This is a genomic window from Actinoplanes sp. L3-i22, from assembly GCF_019704555.1.
Lineage (GTDB): Bacteria > Actinomycetota > Actinomycetes > Mycobacteriales > Micromonosporaceae > Actinoplanes.
This window is the reverse complement of record NZ_AP024745.1, coordinates 10,412,725-10,435,524: the sequence shown is the minus strand read 5'-3', so window position 1 is coordinate 10,435,524 and position 22,800 is coordinate 10,412,725. Positions and strand designations below refer to the sequence as shown.

Below are 22,800 nucleotides of genomic sequence, written 5' to 3'. Positions count from 1 at the left end.
GTAAGACGACTGGTGAGCAGGTGAGGACGATGGCCATACCGGCCTTCCAGGACCAGCGTGAACTACCGGACGACGACGACGGTTACTTCGCCGGCCTGCGCGCGGATCCGCGTGACGGCTCCCGGGAGGAGGAGCGGGACTCCTGGTCCCGTGCCCCGGAACGGCCCTCCTGGGACTCCCCGTCGCGCTCGACCCCGCGGCAGGAGACCCCGTCCCGCCGCGAACCGATCCGCCGCGAGTCCCCGTCTCGGTACGACGACGACCGCCCGTCCTGGGATTCCCCCTCCCGGTCCGCGGCGCGTTACGAATCCTCGACTTCGGTGGATGAGCGTCCGTCCTGGGACTCCCCTTCCCAAGGTTCGCGTTCCTCCCAGGCCGAGCGACCCGCCTGGGACGGCCCGTCCCACGCCGCGCCGTCCTGGGACTCGATGCCGGAGTGGCCCGAGCAGGAGCCCACCCCGCAGGCCCGGCCCGCCGACCCCTACCGCCGCGGCGACATCGTCGTCGAGTCGAACACCTCGCCGACCGGCTGGAAGGTCGGCACCGGCGTCCCGGTGCCGGAGGACGACCGCCCGCCGGCCGAGGCCACCTCGGGCAACCGGCTCTTCACGGTCATGCTGTTCTTCTCCGGCCTGGCCACCAGCGTCGCGCTGTGGCTGTTCGACACGCAGGCCGGCGCGATCACCGACACCGCGACCATGATGCTGGCCGTCGGGCGGGTCTCCGGCCTGGTCGGCGGCTACCTGCTCTTCATCCAGCTGCTGATGATGAGCCGGGTCTCCTGGCTGGAGGAGTGGGTCGGGTCCCGGGACCTGCTCCGCTGGCACCGCTGGCTGGGCACGTCGCTGCTGGTCGCGGTGATCGGGCACATCGTCACGATCGTCTACGGCTACGCGCTGCTCGCCCAGTCCGGCGTCGTCGACCAGGCGTGGACCATGGTCAAGACGTTCCCGGAGATGCTCAGCGCGACGGTCGCCACCGGGCTGCTGGTCCTGCTGTCGTTCACCTCGATCCGGTGGCTGCGGACCCATCTGCCGTACGAGTTCTGGCACCTGATCCACCTCACCGGCTACCTGGTCCTGCTCCTGGGATACGGCCACCAGGTCGCCACCGGCGCGGACCTCAGCGGCCGGTTCGCCTCCTACTTCTGGCCCGGCCTGGGCGCGCTGGTGATCGCCGCCCTGGTCTGGGGCCGGATCGTCGAGCCGCTCTGGCTGAACGCCCGGCACCGGTTCAACGTCGCCGAGGTGGTCGCCGAGGGCGCCAACACGTTCTCGATCTACATCGCCGCGAAGAACCTGGACAAGCTGCCCGCGCAGGCCGGCCAGTTCATGCGCTGGCGGTTCCTGAACGGCAACGGCTGGTGGCAGTCGCACCCGTTCTCGCTCTCCGCCGCCCCGAACCGGGAGTGGCTGCGCCTGACCGTGACCGTCGCCGGCGGGCACACCTCCAAGCTGGGCCAGCTGCGGCCGGGCACGCCGATCTGGGCCGAGGGCCCGTTCGGCACGTTCACCGCGCAGCGCCGGACCCGGCGTCGCGCCCTGCTGATCGCCGGTGGCAGCGGCATCGCGCCGATCCGCGCGCTGCTCGAGGACATGCCGGCCGACACGATCGTGATCTACCGGGCCAGCCGCCCGGACGAGCTGGTGTTCCGCGCCGAGCTGGAGGAGCTGGCCGAGGAGCGGGACGCCTGGGTGCGCTACATCGTCGGCTCCCGCACCGACCCGGGCCCGCGCCGGCTGTTCACCGAGAACGGGCTCCGCGGCCTGGTCCCCGACGTGAACCGCCGCGACGTCTACCTGTGCGGCCCGCCCGGACTGGTGAACGCGGCCGTCGGGACGCTCAAGCAGCTCGAGGTCCCGGACAGCCAGATCCACCTCGACCCGTTCGAATTCTGATCCCCTCTACCCCCTACGACCTGGAGTTTCGCCATGCGCCGTAGTACCGCAGCAGCCGTCGGCACCCTCACCGGCGCGGCCCTGATCCTCGGGGTCCGCCTGAGCGTGCAGCCGCCGGCGGCACCGGCGGAAGCCGCGCCGGCCGCTCAGGAGCTGACCGACGAGCCCGCCCCGGCGGAGACCTCGGCGGGCGCGAAGAAGCCGGCTGCCTCGGCGTCGGCCGGTTCGAAGAAGAAGGAGACCGCGAAGCCGACCGAGGCGGCCGACGAGACCGGCCTGAAGGCCGGCACCTACAAGGGCAAGGCCGTGCAGAATCCGTACGGCACGGTCCAGGTCACCATCAAGGTCAGCGGCGGCAAGATCTCCAGCGCGAACGCGACGTACCCGAAGACCGGCTTCAGCGCGACGATCAACCCGAACGCGGTCACCAAGCTGAACCAGGAGACTCTGTCCGCCCAGAGCGCCAAGGTCGACACGGTCTCGGGCGCGACGTTCACCAGCCAGTCGTACGTCACGTCGCTGCAGGCCGCCCTCGACGCCGCCGGCGCCTGACCCGATGCGCCCGGCCAGGGCTGGTCGTGACGGGGCTGGTCGTGACGGGGCTGCGGGCGCCACCCCTCGCCCGCTCGCCGTCACGGATCCCTCGCCCCGCTCGCCAGGGGCCACAGCCCTTGCGTCTCGCGTCGCACCTCGGTCGCCGGCCGTCACGGTTCCCGCGTCCCGCCTCGCACCTCGGTCGCCGGGCGTCGCGGGTGTCGGGCCGCGCGCGTAGGGTCTTTTCGTGCGCCACGTCGAGCAGGTCATGGGGACCGTCGTCAGCATCGAGCTCGCCGACGACCTCCCGGAATCGCGGCTGCGGGAGCTGATCGAGTCCACCTGCGCGTGGCTGCACGAGGTCGACGCCCGGTTCAGCACGTACAAGGCGGACAGCGAGGTCTCCCGCCTCCAGCGCCGGGAGATCCGCCCGGAGGACTGCTCGGCGGACCTGCGCCTGGTCCTGGACCGCTGCGCCGACCTGTGGCGGGACACCGACGGCTACTTCGACGCGTACGCGAAGGGCCCGCTCGACCCGTCCGGCTACGTCAAGGGCTGGTCCGTCGAGGTCGCCTCGGCCCGCCTCGCCGCCGCCGGCTCCACCCGCCACCACCTGAACGCCGGCGGCGACATCCGGATGCGCGGCGCCGCCCCGGACGGCGGCCCGTGGCGGGTCGGCATCCGCCACCCGTGGGAGGCCGACAAGCTGGCCTGGGTCCTCGCGGTCAAGGAGGGCGCGGTGGCCACGTCCGGCACCTACGAGCGCGGCGCCCACGTCTGGAATCCCCGCACCGGCGCCCCGGCGACCGGACTCCGCTCGGTCACCGTCGTCGGCCCCGACCTGGCCGTGGCCGACGCCTACGCCACCGCCGCCCTGGCCATGGGCGAACCAGGCCTGTCCTGGCTCGCCAAACGCGTCGCCGACGGCTACGAGTCCGCCGCCGTCACCGAAGACGGCCGAGCGTTCACCTCCCCAGCCCTCCCCATCGCCCGCTAACCCGCGCCGTGCCCGCGCCGCGCCGTGCCCGTGCCACGCCGCACCCGCGCCGTGCGGTGCCCGCGCCACGCCGTGCCCGCGCCACGCCGTGCCCGCGTCGTGCCGTGCCCGCGCTCGCGCCGGGCGTGGCGTTCGGATCAGAACTCGGCGAACAGGTAGGGCGTCCGCCGCGGGAACAGCGCGCCCAACCGATCCACCGCCCCGCCGTCCAGATCACCCAGCCCGCGAGTGACCACCTCCACCGGATCCAGCGCCCCATACGCCAGCGCGCTGAACCCGCCCGCCGTCAACGTCGCCGCCGGGATGCCGCCCGGCTTCACCGTCAGCTGCCCGTCGTCGGCCCCGAGCGTCCACACCCCGCCGATCAGCTCGTCGCCGGTGATCTCCACGGTGATGCCGCCGTGGCCGACCCGGCTGCCGGCCAGCCCGGGCACGTCCAGCACGCGGGCCATCGGGGCGTTGTGCGTCGGATTGTCCACCGTCGCCGTGGTGGTCACGGTCATGTCGGTGCCCCACAGCTCGGGTGTCTCGTCCGCCCCGAGCAGCACCTCGACGTGCCGGACCTGGTCGACGTGCCGGGCGAAGAACTGCAGCAGCAGGGCCCGCCCGAGCGGCCCGGTGCTGAACAGGTTCGACGCGAGGAGGTCGCCGCCGTGCTCGTCCACCCGGTACCGAACGCCGCCGACCACCTCGTCGCCGACCCGGGCGAGCGCCACCCACATCGGCTCCTCCCGGACCTCCGCGGACCGGGTCTCGTCGAAGACCGCGAACCCGTGCCGGTCGGCGAGGAGACGGTGCAGCAAGACGTCGTACGCCTCGAAGCCCTCCTTGATCGGCAGGCGCTGGACCGAACCGGGAAGATCGCGCCGCAGCAGCTCGGAAAGCCCTTCCGGGGTGAACCTGGCCGTGCGGGACCGGGGGATGCCGACATAACCGAACCGGGCGTAGAAACTGGGGCGGAACGGATAGAGCGCGCTCACCGTGCAGCCCTGCTCGCGCATCTGGCGCAGCAGCCGGGTCAGCAGCTCCCGCACCAGCCCGCGGCGCCGCGCCGACGGATGCGAGGCGACCCCGGCCACGCCGGCCATGTCGTGCACCAGGTCGCGCACGTTCTGCCGCATCGGCAGGGCGGCGACGCCGGCCAGCGTCGCCCCGTCCTCCTCGGCGATCAGGCTGGTCGTGGTGGTGAAGAAGCGCATGCGCTTCCGATAGCGCTCGACCTCCTCGTCGGACCAGGGCGACGGCATGAACGCATAGGCCTGCAGGGGGAACGAGGTGGTCAGGCGCTCCTCGGCGCTGATCTGCCGGATCTCCATGCCCCACATCCAAACCGAACCGGGCGGCCTCCCGCGCGCCAAATTCCCCTCCTGTGGATAACCCGGCGTCCGCCCAGCTCACGACACGCCTGGGGACCCCGGTTTGGCGAAGTCGCAGGTGACCGGCTATCGTTTCTTCCGTCGCCAGGGAAGACCAAACGACATGCGGACGTGGCGCAGTGGTAGCGCATCACCTTGCCAAGGTGAGGGTCGCGGGTTCGAATCCCGTCGTCCGCTCGGAGAGGCCTTCACAGGTACACGTGCGGGGCTGGCTCGGTGGAGTGGCCGAGAGGCGAGGCAACGGCCTGCAAAGCCGTGTACACGGGTTCAAATCCCGTCTCCACCTCGCAATGCTTCTTCGGAAGCGAAGCCAGGGCGATTGGCGCAGCGGGAGCGCGCTTCCTTGACACGGAAGAGGTCACTGGTTCGATCCCAGTATCGCCCACGTACTGACAGCGCCCCCTGTTCGCGGATTCCGCGAGCGGGGGGCGCTTTCGTGTTGCCCGGCCGCTCCGGCAAAAGCCGATCAAGAGCCGCCCGCAAGCCGATCAAGAGTCGCTCGCATCGCCGATCAAGGGCCGGCCGCAAAGCCGATCAAGGGCCGCCCGGCATCGATGATGCGAATGATGCGAATCAACCCCCCATGACACCCCGTAACTTCGCGGCCACCGAGCGCAGCGCACCCCCAGTCCGACATGATCCACTATGGACCGGCGTACGTTCGCAGTTCAGGGCTCGTCCACGCGGACGAGCCGGCCACATCCCCGGCCCGGCCAAGGTCAAGTGTGTGAGGTATCGCCGATAGCCATCCCGACAACCGGGCGGGTACGGTACAGACCTCGCAGGCGGTGATCTTCTGCTGTTCCGGTACTACAGAAGGCGAATTGGGGAGCAATCGATGCCCGAGGCAGGCCGCTGGATGAGCTGGCTACGCGGGCGGCGGCGCGAGCAGGGCGTACCTGACGCCGTACCGGAGAAGGTCCTGACCCCGCAGCAACCGCGACCGGCGGAGAAGCCGGACCCCTGGCGGCCGGTCGCCGGTGAGTTCGCTCTGCGGCTGCTCACCCTTACGTGGGAGGCCGTTCACCACATCGGGGAAGCCGAATTCCGCGAGCAGGACGCCGAACGCCGCAAGATCCTGTTCCGGATCGACCACTCGGTGACCCGGGTCCGGCGGCTGGCGGAGAACTTGCGGGTCCTCACCGGTGAGCCGTTCGACGACCCGGACCAGCAGATCACCTCACTGCACGAGATCACCCAGGCGGCCGGCGGCGCCGTCGAGCACTACGAGCGGCTGCACTTCGGCCCGATCGCCGATCTCGCGGTGGCCGCGAACGCCGCCGACGACGTGATCCGGATCCTGACCGAGTTGATCGACAACGCCGACCGCTATTCGCCGCCGACCGAGCCGGTCAGCATCGCCGCGCACCTGACCGGCGACGGTGACGTGGTGATCCGGGTGGAGGACAACGGGATCGGCCTCAATCCGGCGCACCAGCCGTGGATCGAGTCGCTGCTGGCGGACGGGCCGGCCGCCGGTGAGCTGCAGCCGGCGCACCTGGGCCTGGCCGTGGCGTCGGTGCTGACCCACCGGCACCGTTCGCTGCGGGTCCGGCTGGTGCCGCGCCAGCCGCGCGGCACGGTCGCGATGCTGCTGATCGGGGCGGACCTGCTCTGCGAGGCGCCGCGCCCGGAGCCGGACTCGACCGCCCCGGAGCCGCCGGCGGTCCCGGCGCAGAACCAGCAGAACCATCAGAACGACGTGACCATGCTGCTCCCGGCGGTGCCGAAGCCGATGCCGCGCCGGGTGCCGGCCAGCGTCCGGACCAGCGCGCCGCCGCCCCCGGTCACCACCGAGGTCCACCAGACCGCCTGGCACGACGACGCCGCGGATTTCAACGCGGGCGTCGACGCGGCCCGGGCGAAATCCCCCCAGCAGAACTCGAAGGACCCCCATGACTGACAACCCGGATGTCTCCTGGCTGATCGGCCAGCTCGTCCGTGAGGTGCCGACGATCAGCGCGGTCGTCCTGGTCTCCGCCGACGGCCTGCAACTGGCCTCGTCCGGACATCTCAGCCAGGCGCACGCGGAGAGCGTCGCCGCGCTCGCCGCCGGCTTCCTCGGCATCACCGGCCAGCTCGGCGGCCTGCTGCAGCTCGGCGCCCCGGAGAACCTGAGCATCCGCTACCCGCACGGCCATCTGGCGTTCCTGCGGATCGACGACCCGCACGGCGAGTTCGTCGCGGCGCTGCTCGTCTCCGCTCAACCCCAGACCCAGATCGGACACCTGGGGTACGCGATGACCACGTTCAGCCAGGCGGTCGGCCACGCGCTGACCCCGGAGACCCGGCACGCGCTGCACCAAGGCACGCTGCCCGCACCGGCTCGTTGATCGGAGGCCGTTGATGGCCCGAAGGCCGGGGCTGCACTGGAAGGTGCGCCCGTACATGACCGCGCGGGGGCGAACCAGCAGCCGCAGTCCCCTCCTGATCCACACCCTGGTCTCCACCGGCAACCGCTACGACCCGGTCCTCGCCGCCAGCCTGGCCCCGGCCACCCGCTCGCTCTACGAGCAGGCCCGCCGGATGTGCTCGGTGGCCGAGCTGTCGGCGTCCTGCGGGCTGCCGCTCGGGCTCACCCGACTGCTGATCAACGACCTGCTCAAGATCGGACAGCTGGTCGTTCATGACGCTCGCCCCTCGCAAGATCTAGCGCTCCTGGAGAGACTTCGTGCCGGCCTCCTCCGACTCACCTGACGCGAGCCTGAACGGCGGGATGTCCTCGGCGAAGATCGTGATCGCCGGGGGTTTCGGCGTGGGCAAGACGACCGCGGTCGAGGCCATCTCGGAAATTCCGGCAATTCGCACCGAGTCCTGGATGACCGCCGCCGCCGCCCAGATCGACCGCCTCGATCCTGGCATCGACAAGGTCACCACCACGGTGGCGATGGACTTCGGCCGGGTGACCGTCGACGATTCCCTTGTGCTCTATCTGTTCGGCACGCCGGGCCAGCCCCGGTTCTGGCCGATGTGGGACGACCTGGTCCGGGGCGCGGTCGGCGCCCTGGTCCTGGTCGACACCAACCATCTGGAGAACTCGTTCGCCGCGGTCAACTACTTCGAGAACGACGCGGACGTGCCGTGGATCGTCTGCGTCAATCTCTTCCACGGCCTCCAGACCCACGAGCTCTCCGAGGTACGGGAGGCGCTCACCCTGCCCCCGCACGTCCCGCTGATCGCCGCGGACATCCGCGAACCGCGCAACGTCGCGCACGCATTGCTGGCCGTGGTGAACCACGCGACGGAGCGCGCCACCGCCCTCGCCGGTCAAGGCGTCGGCTTGTAGTCACACAGGAGGCATCACTGTGCGCAAGATACTCATCGTGGGGGCCGGTCAGGCCGGCCTCCAGCTCGCCCTCAGCCTCCGCGCCGAGGGATACGACGTCACCCTCATGTCGGCGCGTACCCCGGACGAGATCCGCACCGGCTGGCCCACGTCCACCCAGGCGATGTTCGACCTGGCGCTGGGCACCGAGCGGGCCTACGGACTGAACCACTGGGAGCAGGAGTCCCCACCGATCCACGGGCTGCGGCCGCAGCTCTCGGTCGAGAAGGGACAGTTGGCGCTGGCGTTCAACGCGCCGCTGGACCGCCCGGCCCAGTCCACCGACCAGCGGGTGAAGATGGCCCGCTGGCTGGAGGACGCCGAGGAGCGGGGCGTCGAGGTGGTCTACAACGCGGCCACCACCCAGGACCTGGACGCGATCACCCAGCTCGGCCGCTACGACCTGACGATCGTCGCGGCCGGCAAGGGCGACCTGGTGGCGATGTTCGACCGGGATCCGGAGCGGTCGCCGTACGCCGAGCCGCAGCGCGGCCTGGCCGTCGCCTACGTGCACGGCCTGGAGCCGGACCCGGAGTGGCCGGAGCCGCACGTCGGCTTCCACGCCCTGCCCGGCCTCGGCGAGCTCTTCGTGATCCCCGGCCTGACCCACACCGGCCCGTGCGACATCCTGTTCTGGGAGGCGGTCCCCGGCGGGCCGCTGGACCGCTGGGCCGGCAACACCGGCCGGATGGCCCCCGGGCAGCACCTCGAGATCACCCTCGACCTGATCCGCGAGCACCTGCCGTGGGTCGCCGCGCGCGCCGGCAACGTCCGGCTCACCGACGCCAAGGCCACCCTGCACGGCCGGTACACCCCGACGGTCCGCAGGCCGGTCGCGCACCTGCCCGGCGGCGGCCAGGTCCTGGGACTGGCCGACGTGGTCATCGCCAACGACCCGATCACCGGTCAGGGCAGCAACACCGCGGCCAAGGCCGCCCACCACTACCTGCAGGCGATTCTCGCGCGCGGCGACCAGCCGTTCGACGAGCAGTGGATGACGGACACGTTCGAGACGTTCTGGACCGCGCACGGCATGGCGGTCACCGGCTGGACGAACGCGATGCTCCAGCCGCTTCCGCCGCACGTCCAGCAGCTGCTCGGCGCCGCCACCGCGAACGAGCAGATCGCCCGCCGCTTCGCCTACGGCTTCGTCGACCCGAACGACCTGCTCAACTGGTTCGTCGACCCGGAGAAGTCCGCCGCCTACCTCGCCGAGGTCAGTGGTTCCTAGGATCACATTCAAGATCCGATTTGGTACGACGTGAGCACGGTGGCCGTCTCCGCATGGAGGACACGGCCACCGTGTCTCCGGGCCCGTCAGGTCCCGGTACCGGTGGTCCCACTCTGGGTGGTCCCGGTCTGACCCTGCTGTCCGGTCGTCCCTTGCTGTCCGGTCGTGCCCTGCTGATCGGTCGTGCCCTGCTGATCGGTCGTGCCCTGCTGGCCGGTCGTGCCCTGCTGGCCGTTCTGGCCGCCCATGCCACCGCCACCGAAGCCGCCGCCTCCGCCGGGCATTCCGCCGCCACCGCCCGGGCCGCCCTGCTGGGTGACGCCGGTCGAGCTGGACGAGCCGCCGACCGCGGCCATGATCCCGGCGGTGATCCCGGAACTGGCCACCGCGGTGGCCAGCACCGCGGCGATCAGGATCGTCTTCGGGTTGCGGGGCTTCTTCGCCGCGGGCCCGGGCGGGACCCAGCCACCGGTCGGCGGACCGCCCACGAGCTGCCCCGGGATCACGCCGGGCGGGGCGTTCTCCGGCTGGTCCGGGAGGGCGCCGGCGGGCGAGCCGGCGAGCTGGCTCGGCGGCAACACCCCGGTCGGCGGCCCGGCGGGCAACACCCCGGTCGGCGGCCCGGCGGGCAACACCCCGGTCGGCGGCTCGGCGGGCAGCGCGGACACCGGCGAGGTCGGGACCAGCTCGGTGGGGGGTTCCGGGTCCTCGTGCTCGGCGGTCGGCTCGGCCCACGGGTCCCGGGGCTGAAGGGTGCTCACGGCCCCGGCCGGCTCGGCGAGCGGCGGGGTCGGGGTGGTCTGCAGTCCGGTTTCTTCGTTCGCGCTCATGCGGCGACTCCTCGGTTCATCGCGGTGAGGAGATCGTCGCTGCCCGGACTATGTGGACCCTGTCCCCGATGTAGGCGTCCCCTGTCAACTTGGCCCCGACCCGCGGACCGGGTCGAGCGGGACAGGGCTGGCGCGAGCGAGACAGGGCTGGGTCGAGCGAGACAGGGCCGGCTCGACCCGTGCGGCCCGGCCCGTTCGTGGCGGCGATCGGGCCGGGCCGCGCGGGAGTCAGGTGCCGACGCCGGGCGCGGCGCTGGCCTGCTGGCCGCCGGGAACGCCGCCGTTCTGACCGCCGCCGGGGAAGCCCCCGCCGCCGGGGAACCCGCCACCGTTCTGGTTGCCCCGGCCGAACCCGCCGCCGGGACCGCCCTGCTGACTCGTTCCGGGCGGGCCGCCGCGCCCGCCGCCGGACGAGCTGTCGCTGCCGGTGAGGGCGGCCATCACGCCGGCCGTCAGGGCGGCGCTGACGACGGCGGTGGCCAGCACCGCGGTGATCAGCGTCCGCTTGAAGCTCGGCGCGCCCGGATCATCCGGCGCGCGGGGCGCGGGTGGCGCCCACGGCTCCGGGGGACCGTCGTGCGGCGCGGGCAGTCCGGTGGTCATCGGCTACTCCTGAAAGGCGATCGATACGCGTGCGCGCATCGTTACCGGACCACCTGTGCGCCGCCTGTCCGGGTTCTTGGCACAACCTGGCAGCTCAACGAAATTCCCGCTTTGGCGGTAGATGGGCGATCTTGCGTACCGGAAACCATTAGAGGACTCACGGGGAATTCTTAGAAATCGCTTCTAGGGTCGAGAAATGCTGAGTGTGGCGGTCGTGCCGTGATGACCGTGCTCCGCCCGGACGGCTCCGAACCCCCGGAGCCCGTGCCGGAGGAGCCGGCCCCCAGCCGAGTGGCCCGGTGGAACACTCCGGACCGGCGCCGCAAGGCTCTGATCGCCCTGGTCGGGGCGTGGGCCGTGGTGATCACCGTGGTGGCCTTCACCCGTGGTGGCGGCTCGGCGACCCCGCCGACGGCCGCGCCCAAACCGTCCCCGTCCGCGTCGCAGGGCCCGCTCGCGGTCTCCGCGATCTACCAGACGCTGCTGCCCTCGGTGGTGCTGATCCAGACCACCGGCCACGACGCGAAGAAGGCGCTGGAGTCGGCCACCGGCACCGGCGTGATCGCGAACGCGGACGGCACCGTGATGACCGCCAACCACGTGATCGACGGCGCCGAGACCATCAAGCTGACGTATGCCGACGGCACCTCCGCCGCGGCGAAGGTCGCCAGCGCGAACCCGGAGCTGGACATCGCCACGCTGACCCCGGCGAAGCTGCCGGAGACGCTGGTCCCGGCGGTGCTCGGCGGCGGCGTGCAGGTCGGCGACACGGTGGTGGCGATCGGCAACCCGCTGGGCCTGGTCGACTCGACCAGCAGCGGCGTGGTGTCCGGGTTGGACCGCAAGCTCACCCGGGAGAAGAACGACGACATCGCCGGCCTGATCCAGTTCGACGCGGCGGTCAACCCCGGCAACTCGGGCGGCCCGCTCGTCAACGACCAGGGCCAGGTGGTCGGCATCGTGGTGGCCCTGGCCAACCCGACCGACGCGGGCACCTTCATCGGCATCGGGTTCGCCGTCCCGATCGGCGCCGCGCTCGGCGGCGGCGACGAGGGCGACGGACGAGCACCACCCCTGTAAGCGACAGCGACCTGAGGACGGGATTCATGAGCTGGACCGATGCCCCGCCGGCCTCCGCCGGACCGATCGAGAAGGTGCTGTACGAGGTCAAGAAGACCATCGTCGGCCAGGACATCCTGCTCGAGCGCCTGGTCGTGGCCCTGCTGGCCCGCGGCCACATCCTGGTCGAGGGCGTGCCCGGGCTGGCCAAGACGCTCGCGGTGAAGTCCCTGGCCGAGGCGATCGGCGGCGACTTCCACCGGGTCCAGTTCACCCCCGACCTGGTCCCCGCGGACATCGTCGGCACCCGGGTCTATCACCAGCCGTCCGGCGAGTTCCAGGTGCAGCTCGGCCCGGTCTTCACCAACCTGCTGCTGGCCGACGAGATCAACCGGGCGCCGGCCAAGGTGCAGAGCGCGCTGCTGGAGACGATGCAGGAGCGGCAGGTCACGATCGGCCGGGAGACGCACAAGCTGCCGAACCCGTTCCTGGTCATGGCGACCCAGAACCCGATCGAGAACGAGGGCGTCTATCCGCTGCCCGAGGCCCAGGTCGACCGGTTCATGATGAAGGTGGTGATCGGCTACCCGACCCCCACCGAGGAGTTCGTGGTGGTGGAGCGGGCGCTCGCGCCGGCCGCCGTGCTCCAGCGGATCATCGACCCGGAAACCCTGGTCACCCTGCAGCAGGCCGCCGACCAGGTGTACGTCGACCCGTCGCTGATCGAGTTCGCGGTGCAGCTCGCCAACGCGTCGCGCGATCCGGCCCGGGTCGGCTTGACCGACCTCGCGAGGTATGTGACGTACGGCGCCAGCCCCCGCTCCTCGATCAGTCTCGTGCTGGCCGCGCGCGCTCTCGCGTACGTCCGCGGTCGTGAATATGTTGTTCCGGAGGACCTGGCCGACCTGGCGCTGGACGTGATGCGTCATCGGATGGTGCTCTCCTACGAGGCCCTCTCCGACGAGGTCACCGCCGACCTGATCCTCTCCAAGATCATTGCCAACCTGTCGTTCCCGGAGCCCGCCGGCCGGGGCCGCTGAGCCATGGCGACACCCTCCGACCGGCTGCTGCGGCGCCTGGAGTGGCGGCTCGGCCGCCGTCTCGACGGGCGGTTGCAGGGCGCCTACCGCACGGTCTGGCACGGCACCGGGATCGACTTCACCGACCTGCGCGCCTACACGCCGGAGGACGACGTCCGGCACATCGACTGGAACGTGACGGCCCGCCTGGACGAGCCGTTCGTCCGGCAGTACACGGAGGACCGCGAGCTGACCGCCTGGCTGGTCGTCGACAAGTCCGCGTCGATGCGCTTCGGCGGGCACGACGGCAAGGACTCGGTCGCCACCGAGCTGGCGGTCAGCCTGGCCAAACTGGTCTCCAAGGGCGGCAACCGGGTCGGCGCGATCCTGTTCGACAACGCCGCGCACAAGGTCATTCCGCCGCGCGGCGGCCGCGACCAGATCCTCCGGATCGCGCATGAGCTGCTGAAGCCCGCGCCGGCGGCCAAACCGGCCAAACCGGCCAAGCCGGCCAGGAAGTCCAAGCAGCCCGCGCCGACCACGGATCTTTCCGCGATGCTGAACCTCGCGGCGCTGACCACCGCGAAGCGCCGCAGCCTGATCTTCGTGATGTCCGACTTCATCGGCGAGCCCGGCTGGGACCGCCCGCTCGGCATGCTCACCCACCGCCACGAGGTGGTCTGCGTCCGCGTCGTCGACCCGGCCGAGCTGGACCTGCCGGACCTGGGCCTGATCCTGGTCGAGGACGCCGAGACCGGCGAGCAGATCCTGGTCGACACCAGCGACCCGCTGCTGCGCGGCCGCCTGGCGACCCAGGTCGACGCCCGGGAGGCGGAGCTCACCGGCGCGATGCGCCGGGCGGGCGTCGCCGACCACCGGATCACCACGGATCAGGACCTGATGGCGGCGCTGGTGCAGATGGTCCAGGCGTCGGGACGAGGCCGGCGATGAGCTTCCTGTACCCGTACCTCCTAGTTGTTGCCTTTCTTCTTTCAGCCGGCGCCGTCGCCGCCTACGTCTTGTTGCAGCGGCGCCGCGCCGTGGCGCTGCAGGCGGCGGGTTTCGGCACGCTGATCGGCGGCGGCTTACGGCGACATCTGCCGTACGCGTTGCTGCTCGCCGCCCTGCCGATCCTGCTGGTGGGCCTGGCCCGGCCGCAGGCCCAGGTCGCGGTCCCGCGGGTGTCCGGCACCGTGCTGCTCGCCTTCGACATCTCGAACAGCATGGCCGCCACCGACGTCACCCCGACCCGGCTCGGCGCCGCGCAGGCCGCCGCGACCACGTTCGTCGACGAGCAGCCGGCCACCGTCGACGTCGGCGTGCTGGTCTTCGGCGACCAGGCGCTGCTCACCCAGGCGCCGACCGACGACCACAGCGCCGCGTCGGCCGCGATCGCCCGGGTCAAGCCGAGCGGCGGCACCTCGCTGGGCCAGGCGATCCTGGTCGGGCTGGGCACGATCACCGGCAAACCGGTCAGCCTGCCGACCGACGGGTCCACTCCGGACACCAGCGCGCTCGGCTACTGGCCGTCGGCGACGATCGTGGTCTTCTCCGACGGCGAGAACACCGGCGGCCCGGACGCCGAGGCCGCCGCCGAGCTGGCCGCCGCGGCCGGCGTCCGGATCCAGACGGTCGGCGTCGGCACGGCCAAGGGCGCGACCGTCGAGGTGGACGGCTACCAGCTGAACACCGCGCTGGACGAGACCACCCTGACCACGGTCGCGCAGGTCACCGGCGGGGCGTACCACGCCGCCGGCGACGCGGACACGCTCAACGACACCACCAAGTCGATCGACCTCCGGCTGACCACCAAGAAGGAGCCGCTGGAGCTGACCGCCCCGTTCGCCGGGGCCGCCCTGCTGCTGCTGGCGCTCGGCGGGCTGCTCGGCACCCGCTGGCACGGAAGGATCGTCTGATGTCGTTCCACTGGCCGTGGGCGCTGGCGGCGCTGCTGGTCGTACCGCTGCTGTTGCTCGTCCGCTGGTTGCTGAACCGCCGCCGCAAGCGGACCGCGGTGACCGTCTCCAGCATCGCCCTGATCCGCGCGGCGGTGCCCGGCCGGTCCGCTTGGCGCCGCCGGATCCCGGTCTACCTGTTCCTGCTCGGCCTGCTGGCGCTCAGCGGCGCGGTGGCCCGGCCGCAGGCCCGGATCTCGGTGCCGTCCAACAACACCTCGATCCTGCTGGCCATCGACGTCTCCGGCTCGATGTGCAGCACCGACGTCGAACCGAACCGGCTCTCCGCGGCGGTCGACGCGGCCCGCACGTTCGTGAAGGCGCAGAGCGACGGCACCAAGATCGGCCTGGTCGCCTTCTCCGGCATCGCCGGCCTGCTGGTCACCCCGACCACCGACAAGGACCAGCTGCTCGACGCGATCGACACCCTGAAGACGGCCCGCGGCACCGCGATCGGCCAGGCGATCCTCACCTCGATCGACGCGATCGCGGAGATGAACCCGGACGTCGCGGCGACCGGCGCGGACCTCGGTGACGTGGCCCCGAACGCGGCCGGCGACTACGAGCCGGACACCATCGTGGTGCTCACCGACGGCTCGAACACCACCGGCGTCGACCCGGTCACCGCGGCCGAGCAGGCGGCGGCCCGCCGGGTCCGGGTCTTCACGATCGGCTTCGGCACCACCACGCCGTCCCAGATGGTGTGCACCCCCGACCAGGTCAGCGGCGACTCGTTCACCGGCGGCGGCTTCCGCGGCGGCGGCGGGTTCGGCGGCGGTGGCCGCGGCCGGGTCCAGGAGATCGACGAGGACGCGCTGACCAAGGTCGCCGACCTGACCGGCGGCCGGTACTTCAAGGCGCAGGACGCGGACGAGCTGAACGGCGTGCTCGGCGACCTGCCCAAGGAGATCGGCCTGCACAAGGAGAACGTCGAGATCAGCTTCTGGTTCGTGCTGGCCGGCGCGATCCTGGTCTTCACCGGGCTGGGACTGTCGTTGTGGTGGAACCGTGGGCCGAAGGTCGCGACAATGCGTCGATGACGCTCGACTTCGCCGACCCGGACTTCCTGGCCGATCCGTACCCGGCCCTCGCCGAGCTGCGCGCCCAGGGGCCGCTGACCTGGCACGAGCCGACCGGCCGGTTCCTGGCGGCCGGCCACGCCGAGGCGAACGCGGTACTGCGCGACCGGCGGCTCGGCCGGTTCTGGGTCGACCGGGAGCCGGCCGACGTCTGGGAGCCGTTCAACACGCTGCACCGCAACCAGATGATGGAGAACGAGCCGCCGGCGCACACCCGGCTGCGCGGGCTGGTCGCCGGCGCGTTCGGGCGCGGCCACGTGGAACGGCTCGGGCCCGCCGTCGCCGCGGCGGCGGCCGGCCTGCTCGACGCCGCCGGGCCGGAGTTCGACCTGCTCGCCGACGTGGCCGAGCCGCTCGCGGTGACCGTGATCGCCGAGCTGCTCGGCGTGCCCGAGGCGGACCGGCACCGGCTCCGGCCGTGGTCGGCGGCGATCGTGCGGATGTATGAGGTGTCCCGTACCGAATCGGACGAGGAAGCCGCGATCGCGGCGTGCCGTGAGTTCGCCGACTACCTCAGCCACCTCGCCGCTCTTCGCCGCGCCGCCCCGCAGGACGACCTGATCAGTCACCTGGTCGAGTCGCCGCTCTCCGGGGCGGAACTGGTCGCCTCGGCGATCCTGCTGCTCAACGCCGGTCACGAGGCGTCGGTGAACGCGCTCGGCGGCGGCCTGGTGGCGCTGATGCGCCACCCCGACCAATGGCGGCGGCTGGTCACCGATCGCGGTCTGGTCCCGGTCGCGATCGAAGAATTCCTTCGGTACGACCCCCCGCTGCACCTGTTCGCCCGGACCGCGGCCGCCGACGTGGTCGTCGGCGGCGTGACCGTGCCGGCCGGCGCCGAGGTGGCCGCCCTGCTCGGCGCCGCGAACCGGGATCCGCGGGTCTTCGCCGAACCGGACATGTTCGACGTCGGCCGGGACCCGAACCCGCACCTGGGCTTCGGCGCCGGCCTGCACTTCTGTCTCGGCGCGCCGCTGGCCCGGCTGGAGATGCGGGCCGCCCTGGCCGCGCTCGTCGACCGGTGGCCGCGGCTGACACTCGCCGCCGAGCCGGTGCAGCGGCCGACGTTCGTGCTGCGCGCCTTCCACGAGGTCCGCCTCACGGCTTTCGGTCAGGTCCGGCATTCGGACAGGTCTGGCTGATCGGCTGATTTGGTCCAACGTTCAATGATTCGGGCCAGGTCGAACGGATGGCCCATCGGGATCCGTACTCATGCGAGATTGGCGCGCGTGTTCGAGGAGGCCCCGATGATGGAAGAAGCATTTCTGGCGTACAACGCCGGCCACGCCGACGGCTCGGCCGGGCGACGTGACGCGCAGCTCGCCGACGACCCGGAGACCGGCTCCGACTACCGGATCGGCGTGGTCGACGGCAGCGTGGCGGCGTTCCAGGCCGAACTGGTCGCCGAGGTGCGCCGCCTCCTGGGCGAGGCGCACTGACCAGCGGTTTCAAGGGTGATCGGGCAATCTCCGGTCACCCTTGCCGGTGTGGGAGGGGACCCGCTTTGGCGTCCGGCCGGAGGCTCGGATAAGGTTTCACTCGTCGCCGGGGAGACCGGGCGGCAAATGCGGACGTGGCGCAGTGGTAGCGCATCACCTTGCCAAGGTGAGGGTCGCGGGTTCGAATCCCGTCGTCCGCTCGGATGGGCTGTTGCGGTTACATATGGCATCGGCCTGCTCGGTGGAGTGGCCGAGAGGCGAGGCAACGGCCTGCAAAGCCGTGTACACGGGTTCAAATCCCGTCTCCACCTCGCTTTGCTGTTCGGTCAGCACCTGGTCGGATCAGCACAGTGCGCGGGCGATTGGCGCAGCGGGAGCGCGCTTCCTTGACACGGAAGAGGTCACTGGTTCGATCCCAGTATCGCCCACCACGGATGACAGTGCCTAAACCGCTCTGTCATCGGGTAATTGAGGATCAAGGGCTGGCCTGCGGGCCGGCCCTCCGTCGTTTTGGTGGCTGTCTACGGCGATCGCCCCTGGCCATCGGCGCCGGACCGATCGGCGCCCGGCCCGCGAGGGGTCTGGCGGGCCGCGGCCGATCTCTGTTGACCTTAATCTGGTCGGACAACATCACGGAGGCGCACTGATGACGACCGATCTACATCTGGCGACGGAGAACACCTTCCACGCCGGCTACCTGGTGTCCGCCTGGGGCCCGGAACTCGGCGGTCACCTGATCATCCGGGACAACCGGCCGGACCAGGAGCTGCTGAAGGCGCGGGACGCCTTTCACGACGAGCACCGCGGCGCGACCGAGCTGTCCGACGCCGGATGGCGGGAGCTGGCCGAACTCTATCCGGATCTCGGGGAGAGCGATCGCGCCATGGTGGCCGCTTTCGGCATACCGGAGCGGGCGGTGACCGCCGACCCCGGGGCGATCTATCTGGGACGTGACCTGAACGGGCCGGCCGCGCGGGAACTGGTGGACCGCCTGTGGACCGGGCGGGCGGAACCGTACCTCATGGTCTATCTCGATCGGATCTTCGAGCCGTGGTGGATCGAACGGCTCGGGCAGCGCATCGTCAACGGGCACACCGCCGTCCTTCCGTATGCGAGAGGGATGCACACCATCGAGCAGATCGCCGCGACCGGCGATGCACAGATGTTCCAGCTCTCGGCCGGGGCGACGGTCCACTTCGTGGTGGAGGACGTCGACCAGGGACCGATCATCCGGGCCGAACGGCTGCGCGAGCCGTTCGGCTACCCGTCGATCTGGGCCTGCAAGGCTCAGTCGTTGCACCTGGCGTTCGAGCTGCTGATCGGGGTCGCGCGGGAGATCCGATCGGGACGGACCGAGCCGGTCGGACTCACACCCGCTCCGGTGAGCCGGACCGTGGAGTACCGCCGCCGCCAGTTCGACTCGGACGTGGCCGCCGCCGCCGTGGCCGGATACCTCGCGATGAAGTCGCTGGCCCAAGCGCCCGTGTGAATCAGCCGCCGGTGGAACCGGAGCCGGTCAGGCCCGGTCCACCGGACGTCCCGAGTTCGGCCGGAGTCCTCCGGCCGAACTCGGCCCACCTCGCCGTGCAGAGCAACGAAGGTCCGATGCCGGACCCCTGACTCCGGCCAGGGCACCGTGGCTAGCGGCCGGTCCAGCGCGGTTCCCGCTTCTCGGCGAACGCGAGCGGCCCCTCCTCCGCGTCCTGGCTGTCCGACCGCTCCCGCTCGGCCGGGTAGTCCGTAGTGAACGCGTCCGGCAGGGAGAGATGCGCGGACCGCGCCACCACTTGCTTGACAGCACGAGTCGCCAGCGGCGCGCAGGCGAGGATGTCGGCGACCCACCCCCCGACGCAGGCATCCAACTCGCCGGGCTCCGCGACCTCGTTCACCAGCCCGAGCTCATAGCCGCGCCGAGCAGTGATCGGGCGCCCGGTCAGCAGATGCCCCATCGCGACCTTCGAGGGAAGCTGCCGGGTCAGCCGGAACACCCCGCCGGCTCCGGCGATCAGGCCGCGCCGGGCCTCGGGGAGCGCGAACGTCGCATTCGCGCCCGCGATGATGATGTCGCAGGCCAGGGCCAGCTCGAAGCCGCCACCGTAGGCGTATCCGGCGACCCGGGCGATCACCGGCTTGACCAGCTCGAACCGCTCGGTGAGCCGCGGCCACCCCGGCTTCCCGCGGCTGCCGAAGCTCGACGGCGTCGCCGCGCCGGTTCGGATCCGCCCGGCCAGCTCCCGCAGATCCTGGCCCACGGAGAAGGCCCGGTCGCCGGCCCCGGTCAGCACGGCGACCCACAGCTCGTCGTCCCGGGCGAAGTCGTCCCACACCTCGGCCAGCTCGGCGTGCATCGCGAGATTCATCGCGTTCAGCACCTCGGGCCGGTTCAGGGTCACATACGCGACCCGGCCGTCCTTCTTGTAGTCGACGAACGCCGCCATCTCGGGAACAACCACTCCTCGCGGCTCATGATTCGCTCAGGTCGTGACGGGCGGCGCAGGCGACCGTTCGGGCCCGGCACAGAAGGTGATCCGGTAGCTCCCGGTCAGCGGCCGGTGCCGGCCGCGACGGCGCCGAGCTCGGCCGCCGGATTCTCCGGACCGATGACGGCGAGTGTGACCTCGGCCGCGAACGGCGCCACCAGCTCGGCGAGGGCTGCCTGCGCCGCGGCCAGACGCTCGTTCGGCGTGGCCTCGGCGGACACCCGCTCCACCATGAACACGACGTTCCGCGACTGGGCGGTGACCTTGGTCAGATCACTGTCCCGATGGTTCCAGTGCCTGGTCAGCACCTCGGTGTCCTGCGCGTAGACGATCTCGCCGGGCTTGGGCGTCGCCTGTTCGTCCGGCTCGCCCAGCGGGGTGAAGGCGTCGTTGTCCCGGGCCGGGCGGATCTCGACCGATGCCCGCAGGGCGTCCAGATCAAAGGCCCCGGCCGGTACGCCGTAGCGCAGCGACACCAGGTTGTAGGCGTTCACCGCCGGTGTGATCCGCGGGAGGACCCCCGACTTGGCCACCCGTCGGCCCAGAGCCTCCACACTCGGCCGCGCCCGTCGCGGGTTGGTGCCGAACTTGCGGTACGCGGCGTGCCACGACGCGATCGACGGCGACTCCTCGCCCGGCGCCACCCACTCGCCGGTGGCGACCTCCCGCTCGAACTGCTCCACGGCGGACGCCACAGCCGGCCACGCCTCGTCGTTGCGCACGCCCCGGGCGACGACGAAGCGCACCTGCATGTCGGGGAAATCGTGGAGCACCGCGGGATCGACGGCGACACGAACGGGCATCAGTCGGTTCCTTTCTGAGGTACGCCGCGGCGTGGCGTCTCCAACAACCGGGTCCGGTACCGCAGCCGCCGGCCGTATCCGTCCGGATCGCGGGCGAGCAGCAGGTTGTGCAGCTTGCGGATGGAATGGTGCGGCACGCCAGGCCACATGTGGTGGATCGTATGGTAACCGTCGTTGTGCGGATGCAGGAGCAGACGCTGCCATCGGCCGAGGTTGGTGATCGTGGCGTCGAAGACGGTGTCGCTGCCGGAATAGACGTGCTCGCTGGCCTCGCCGAGCAGTCGCAGCACAGGCAGCGTTCCGAAGTAGCCGGTAAGCCAGAACAGGGCGGTCAGGGCGCCACCGAAGGTGCCGAGCACCAGGTAGCCCGCGGCCGCCACGAGCACCGTGGTCGCCGCCACCGGCAACGCGATCCGGACCGGCTGCGCCTTCATCGTGGCGAACCAGCCGACCTGGTAACGGGGCAGCCGAACCAGCACATCGCGTACCAGGCCGCGTCGGCTCAACCGTTCGATGTCCAGTTCCTCGTAACGCTGGCGGTCCGGGTCGTCGGCGGTGCCGAAGCGCCCGTGGTGCAGCAGATGGCTGGTGCGGTAGGCGGCGATGGTGGCTCCGGTCGGTGCTCCGGCCAGAATCGTGGCCAGGACGTCGTTGACGGTTCGGCGCCGGCGCGACCAGTTGAAGTGCGAGCCTTCGTGCACCATGTTCTCCAGCGCCCGCATCTGGCGGCCGACCAGGATCAGCAGGAGGATCACGGCCGGTGCCAGCAGCACGTCGACCCTGATCAGCCACGCGGCGGCGAGCACGCCGCCGGCCGCCGTGCCGAGGTCGAGCACAGCCAGCGTCAGGGTGAGCGGCAGTCGGGTCCGATGCGCCTCGGCGATCGCGGTCCGCAGGTGTGCCGGTGCCGTGTAGCCCTTCGGATACGGCCGGTCGGCGGCCCGGCTGCCCCGCGCCCCGCCGTGCGATTCGACATCAAGCACCGCCACCGGCCCCCTTCCCCGACAAACCCGGCCGGCCGGACATGACCGCGGCCACCGCGTCGAGATCGGCGGAGATGGTGTGCGCCGATCCGGGCCGCGTGCCCGGGGCCGGTGCGACCGGCAGGTCGGCCCCGGTGACCAGCACGACGGCCGTCTCTTCGGGCGAGATGAGGCCGGTGGCGAGTCCGCTGCGGAAGCCGGCCAAGGCGGCCGCTCCGGCGGGTTCGCTGCGCACCTGCGCGAGGTCGAGCAGGCAGCGGACGGCGTCGTCGATCTCCGGCTCGGTCACCGTCACGAATGCGCCGTTGGCCGTCCGCACCTCAGCGAGCGTCCAGTCGCCGATCGACGGCACCGGCACCGCGATGCCGTCGGCCGCCGTGGCGGCCGGATCCGGGTCCGCGCCGGCGTCGCCGGACCAGCGGTCGGCGAGCGGGGCGCACGCCCGAGCCTGCACGCCGATGATCCTGGGTAGAGCGCCGATGGCGCCACAGGCCAGCAACTCACGGAAGCCCTTCGCCAGCCCGACCAGGGTCGGCCCGTCCCCGACCGGTACCACCGCGACATCCGGCGCGTGCCGCCCCAACTGCTCCCACACCTCGAAGGCGACGGTCTTCTTCGCCTCGATCGTCACCGGGTTGACGCCGGTGTTGCGGTCGATCCAGCCGAATCGCGCGGCGGCGGCCCGGGAGAGGTCGAACGCCGCGCGATAGCCGCCACGCACTTTGAAGACGTGTGCGCCGGCCGCCACCATGTGCTCGACCTTTCCGGGCCGGCAGTCCTCGGCCACGAAGATCACGGCTGCGATCCCGGCGGCGGCCGCGCCGACCGCGGTGGCGATGGCGGCGTTGCCGGTGGACGAGGTGGTAACCACCGTCGCCCCCTGACGCAGTCCGGCTTCGATCACCAGCGCGGTGGCCCGGTCCTTGTTGGACGCGGTCGGGCCGGTCGTCTCGTCCTTGAGCCACAGCCGTGCCGCGCCGACCGCCGCCCGCAGGTGCGGCGCCGGGCGCAACGGCGTTCCACCCACGGCGAGCGGATAGCGCACGTCGTCACCGCCGCCGGGCAACAGGCGGCGATAGCGCCACATGTCCAGCCGCCCACCCGGTTCCGGCAGTAGTTCCGGCCGGTACCGGAAGGTGAAGGTCGGGTCTCCGGTCGCGGTCCGGGCAGCGATCGCCTCATCCATGTC

General features: G+C 71.5%; 23 protein-coding genes and 6 tRNA genes. 22 read left to right on the top strand and 7 right to left on the bottom strand.

Annotated features, from left to right (window positions below):
- Positions 1–29 precede the first annotated feature (29 nt).
- The 3 genes from L3i22_RS46185 (at position 30) to L3i22_RS46175 (ending at position 3,429) form a co-directional block, all read left to right on the top strand.
- Positions 30–1,898 carry a ferric reductase-like transmembrane domain-containing protein gene (locus L3i22_RS46185; RefSeq protein ID WP_255657660.1) on the top strand — a complete coding sequence of 623 codons (1,869 nt, stop codon included), beginning with the start codon at positions 30–32 and terminating at the stop codon, positions 1,896–1,898.
- 33 nt (positions 1,899–1,931) lie between these two features.
- Positions 1,932–2,450, top strand: coding sequence for an FMN-binding protein (locus L3i22_RS46180; RefSeq protein ID WP_221323745.1), 519 nt, complete (start codon positions 1,932–1,934; stop codon positions 2,448–2,450).
- A gap of 250 nt (positions 2,451–2,700) precedes the next feature.
- On the top strand, positions 2,701–3,429 hold the full coding sequence (locus L3i22_RS46175; protein ID WP_221330476.1) for an FAD:protein FMN transferase: 729 nt from the start codon (positions 2,701–2,703) through the stop codon (positions 3,427–3,429).
- A gap of 137 nt (positions 3,430–3,566) precedes the next feature.
- On the opposite strand, the gene eis is transcribed toward L3i22_RS46175, so the two are convergent.
- Positions 3,567–4,745, bottom strand: a complete 1,179-nt coding sequence (eis, locus tag L3i22_RS46170) for an enhanced intracellular survival protein Eis (RefSeq protein ID WP_221323744.1) — start codon at positions 4,743–4,745, stop codon at positions 3,567–3,569.
- Positions 4,746–4,910: 165 nt separating this feature from the next.
- On the opposite strand from eis, the gene L3i22_RS46165 reads away from it, so the two are divergent.
- The 8 genes from L3i22_RS46165 to L3i22_RS46130 all read left to right on the top strand — a co-directional run bounded on the left by L3i22_RS46165 (position 4,911) and on the right by L3i22_RS46130 (position 9,361).
- Positions 4,911–4,982, top strand: a tRNA-Gly gene (locus L3i22_RS46165).
- Positions 4,983–5,020: 38 nt separating this feature from the next.
- Positions 5,021–5,091 (top strand) — tRNA-Cys (locus tag L3i22_RS46160).
- A gap of 27 nt (positions 5,092–5,118) precedes the next feature.
- A tRNA-Val gene (locus L3i22_RS46155) sits at positions 5,119–5,190 on the top strand.
- A gap of 453 nt (positions 5,191–5,643) precedes the next feature.
- The gene (locus L3i22_RS46150; protein ID WP_221323743.1) at positions 5,644–6,708 is read left to right on the top strand and encodes a sensor histidine kinase KdpD; all 1,065 of its coding nucleotides are present in this window, start codon (positions 5,644–5,646) and stop codon (positions 6,706–6,708) included.
- Positions 6,701–7,138 carry a roadblock/LC7 domain-containing protein gene (locus tag L3i22_RS46145; protein WP_221323742.1) on the top strand — a complete coding sequence of 146 codons (438 nt, stop codon included), beginning with the start codon at positions 6,701–6,703 and terminating at the stop codon, positions 7,136–7,138. Before L3i22_RS46150 ends, L3i22_RS46145 begins: the two co-directional genes overlap by 8 nt.
- 13 nt (positions 7,139–7,151) lie before the next feature.
- On the top strand, positions 7,152–7,502 hold the full coding sequence (locus L3i22_RS46140) for a DUF742 domain-containing protein (RefSeq protein WP_221323741.1): 351 nt from the start codon (positions 7,152–7,154) through the stop codon (positions 7,500–7,502).
- A gap of 19 nt (positions 7,503–7,521) precedes the next feature.
- Complete coding sequence (locus tag L3i22_RS46135; RefSeq protein ID WP_221330475.1) at positions 7,522–8,091, top strand: ATP/GTP-binding protein; 570 nt, start codon at positions 7,522–7,524, stop codon at positions 8,089–8,091.
- 19 nt (positions 8,092–8,110) lie between these two features.
- Positions 8,111–9,361, top strand: a complete 1,251-nt coding sequence (locus L3i22_RS46130) for a styrene monooxygenase/indole monooxygenase family protein (RefSeq protein ID WP_221323740.1) — start codon at positions 8,111–8,113, stop codon at positions 9,359–9,361.
- Positions 9,362–9,447: 86 nt separating this feature from the next.
- On the opposite strand, the gene L3i22_RS46125 is transcribed toward L3i22_RS46130, so the two are convergent.
- A complete protein-coding gene (locus L3i22_RS46125; protein ID WP_221323739.1) occupies positions 9,448–10,191 on the bottom strand; it encodes a hypothetical protein in 744 nt (247 codons plus the stop codon).
- 228 nt (positions 10,192–10,419) lie between these two features.
- Positions 10,420–10,794 (bottom strand): hypothetical protein, encoded by a 375-nt coding sequence (locus L3i22_RS46120; protein WP_221323738.1) that lies wholly within the window; start codon positions 10,792–10,794, stop codon positions 10,420–10,422.
- A gap of 222 nt (positions 10,795–11,016) precedes the next feature.
- Here L3i22_RS46120 and L3i22_RS46115 point away from each other — a divergent pair, with 222 nt between their 5' ends.
- The 11 genes from L3i22_RS46115 to L3i22_RS46065 all read left to right on the top strand — a co-directional run bounded on the left by L3i22_RS46115 (position 11,017) and on the right by L3i22_RS46065 (position 18,834).
- Positions 11,017–11,874 carry a S1C family serine protease gene (locus L3i22_RS46115; protein WP_221323737.1) on the top strand — a complete coding sequence of 286 codons (858 nt, stop codon included), beginning with the start codon at positions 11,017–11,019 and terminating at the stop codon, positions 11,872–11,874.
- Positions 11,875–11,900: 26 nt separating this feature from the next.
- A complete protein-coding gene (locus L3i22_RS46110) occupies positions 11,901–12,893 on the top strand; it encodes a MoxR family ATPase (protein ID WP_221323736.1) in 993 nt (330 codons plus the stop codon).
- 3 nt (positions 12,894–12,896) lie between these two features.
- Entirely contained in the window at positions 12,897–13,823 is a 927-nt protein-coding gene (locus L3i22_RS46105; protein WP_221323735.1) for a DUF58 domain-containing protein, read from the top strand.
- An 89-nt stretch (positions 13,824–13,912) separates the two neighbouring features.
- Positions 13,913–14,788 carry a VWA domain-containing protein gene (locus L3i22_RS46100; protein ID WP_255657659.1) on the top strand — a complete coding sequence of 292 codons (876 nt, stop codon included), beginning with the start codon at positions 13,913–13,915 and terminating at the stop codon, positions 14,786–14,788.
- The gene (locus L3i22_RS46095) at positions 14,788–15,867 is read left to right on the top strand and encodes a VWA domain-containing protein (RefSeq protein WP_221323733.1); all 1,080 of its coding nucleotides are present in this window, start codon (positions 14,788–14,790) and stop codon (positions 15,865–15,867) included. The genes L3i22_RS46100 and L3i22_RS46095 overlap by 1 nt, the downstream gene beginning before the upstream one ends.
- Positions 15,864–17,048, top strand: a complete 1,185-nt coding sequence (locus L3i22_RS46090) for a cytochrome P450 (RefSeq protein ID WP_221323732.1) — start codon at positions 15,864–15,866, stop codon at positions 17,046–17,048. The genes L3i22_RS46095 and L3i22_RS46090 overlap by 4 nt, the downstream gene beginning before the upstream one ends.
- Before the next feature lie 87 nt (positions 17,049–17,135).
- On the top strand, positions 17,136–17,345 hold the full coding sequence (locus tag L3i22_RS46085; RefSeq protein WP_255657658.1) for a hypothetical protein: 210 nt from the start codon (positions 17,136–17,138) through the stop codon (positions 17,343–17,345).
- A gap of 128 nt (positions 17,346–17,473) precedes the next feature.
- Positions 17,474–17,545: transfer RNA gene (locus L3i22_RS46080), tRNA-Gly, on the top strand.
- Between the two features lie 40 nt (positions 17,546–17,585).
- Positions 17,586–17,656, top strand: a tRNA-Cys gene (locus L3i22_RS46075).
- Between the two features lie 45 nt (positions 17,657–17,701).
- Positions 17,702–17,776, top strand: a tRNA-Val gene (locus L3i22_RS46070).
- Between the two features lie 215 nt (positions 17,777–17,991).
- Positions 17,992–18,834 (top strand): formyltransferase family protein, encoded by an 843-nt coding sequence (locus L3i22_RS46065; RefSeq protein ID WP_221323731.1) that lies wholly within the window; start codon positions 17,992–17,994, stop codon positions 18,832–18,834.
- A 151-nt stretch (positions 18,835–18,985) separates the two neighbouring features.
- On the opposite strand, the gene dpgD is transcribed toward L3i22_RS46065, so the two are convergent.
- From dpgD to L3i22_RS46045, 4 genes are all read right to left on the bottom strand, one after another.
- A complete protein-coding gene (gene dpgD, locus L3i22_RS46060; RefSeq protein ID WP_221323730.1) occupies positions 18,986–19,798 on the bottom strand; it encodes an enoyl-CoA-hydratase DpgD in 813 nt (270 codons plus the stop codon).
- A gap of 89 nt (positions 19,799–19,887) precedes the next feature.
- Positions 19,888–20,628 (bottom strand): B3/4 domain-containing protein, encoded by a 741-nt coding sequence (locus L3i22_RS46055; protein ID WP_221323729.1) that lies wholly within the window; start codon positions 20,626–20,628, stop codon positions 19,888–19,890.
- On the bottom strand, positions 20,628–21,611 hold the full coding sequence (locus L3i22_RS46050; protein ID WP_221323728.1) for a fatty acid desaturase family protein: 984 nt from the start codon (positions 21,609–21,611) through the stop codon (positions 20,628–20,630). The genes L3i22_RS46055 and L3i22_RS46050 overlap by 1 nt, the downstream gene beginning before the upstream one ends.
- Positions 21,604–22,797, bottom strand: coding sequence for a pyridoxal-phosphate dependent enzyme (locus L3i22_RS46045; RefSeq protein WP_221323727.1), 1,194 nt, complete (start codon positions 22,795–22,797; stop codon positions 21,604–21,606). The genes L3i22_RS46050 and L3i22_RS46045 overlap by 8 nt, the downstream gene beginning before the upstream one ends.
- Positions 22,798–22,800: the final 3 nt, after the last annotated feature.

What these genes read in the sequence shown, in the direction of transcription:
- L3i22_RS46185 (WP_255657660.1), top strand. Translation starts at nt 30, where the DNA reads ATGGCCATACCGGCCTTCCAGGACCAGCGTGAACTACCGGACGACGAC.
- L3i22_RS46180 (WP_221323745.1), top strand. Translation starts at nt 1,932, where the DNA reads ATGCGCCGTAGTACCGCAGCAGCCGTCGGCACCCTCACCGGCGCGGCC.
- L3i22_RS46175 (WP_221330476.1), top strand. Translation starts at nt 2,701, where the DNA reads ATGGGGACCGTCGTCAGCATCGAGCTCGCCGACGACCTCCCGGAATCG.
- eis (WP_221323744.1), bottom strand. Translation starts at nt 4,745, where the DNA reads ATGGAGATCCGGCAGATCAGCGCCGAGGAGCGCCTGACCACCTCGTTC.
- L3i22_RS46150 (WP_221323743.1), top strand. Translation starts at nt 5,644, where the DNA reads ATGCCCGAGGCAGGCCGCTGGATGAGCTGGCTACGCGGGCGGCGGCGC.
- L3i22_RS46145 (WP_221323742.1), top strand. Translation starts at nt 6,701, where the DNA reads ATGACTGACAACCCGGATGTCTCCTGGCTGATCGGCCAGCTCGTCCGT.
- L3i22_RS46140 (WP_221323741.1), top strand. Translation starts at nt 7,152, where the DNA reads ATGGCCCGAAGGCCGGGGCTGCACTGGAAGGTGCGCCCGTACATGACC.
- L3i22_RS46135 (WP_221330475.1), top strand. Translation starts at nt 7,522, where the DNA reads ATGTCCTCGGCGAAGATCGTGATCGCCGGGGGTTTCGGCGTGGGCAAG.
- L3i22_RS46125 (WP_221323739.1), bottom strand. Translation starts at nt 10,191, where the DNA reads ATGAGCGCGAACGAAGAAACCGGACTGCAGACCACCCCGACCCCGCCG.
- L3i22_RS46120 (WP_221323738.1), bottom strand. Translation starts at nt 10,794, where the DNA reads ATGACCACCGGACTGCCCGCGCCGCACGACGGTCCCCCGGAGCCGTGG.
- L3i22_RS46115 (WP_221323737.1), top strand. Translation starts at nt 11,017, where the DNA reads ATGACCGTGCTCCGCCCGGACGGCTCCGAACCCCCGGAGCCCGTGCCG.
- L3i22_RS46110 (WP_221323736.1), top strand. Translation starts at nt 11,901, where the DNA reads ATGAGCTGGACCGATGCCCCGCCGGCCTCCGCCGGACCGATCGAGAAG.
- L3i22_RS46105 (WP_221323735.1), top strand. Translation starts at nt 12,897, where the DNA reads ATGGCGACACCCTCCGACCGGCTGCTGCGGCGCCTGGAGTGGCGGCTC.
- L3i22_RS46095 (WP_221323733.1), top strand. Translation starts at nt 14,788, where the DNA reads ATGTCGTTCCACTGGCCGTGGGCGCTGGCGGCGCTGCTGGTCGTACCG.
- L3i22_RS46090 (WP_221323732.1), top strand. Translation starts at nt 15,864, where the DNA reads ATGACGCTCGACTTCGCCGACCCGGACTTCCTGGCCGATCCGTACCCG.
- L3i22_RS46065 (WP_221323731.1), top strand. Translation starts at nt 17,992, where the DNA reads ATGACGACCGATCTACATCTGGCGACGGAGAACACCTTCCACGCCGGC.
- L3i22_RS46055 (WP_221323729.1), bottom strand. Translation starts at nt 20,628, where the DNA reads ATGCCCGTTCGTGTCGCCGTCGATCCCGCGGTGCTCCACGATTTCCCC.
- L3i22_RS46045 (WP_221323727.1), bottom strand. Translation starts at nt 22,797, where the DNA reads ATGGATGAGGCGATCGCTGCCCGGACCGCGACCGGAGACCCGACCTTC.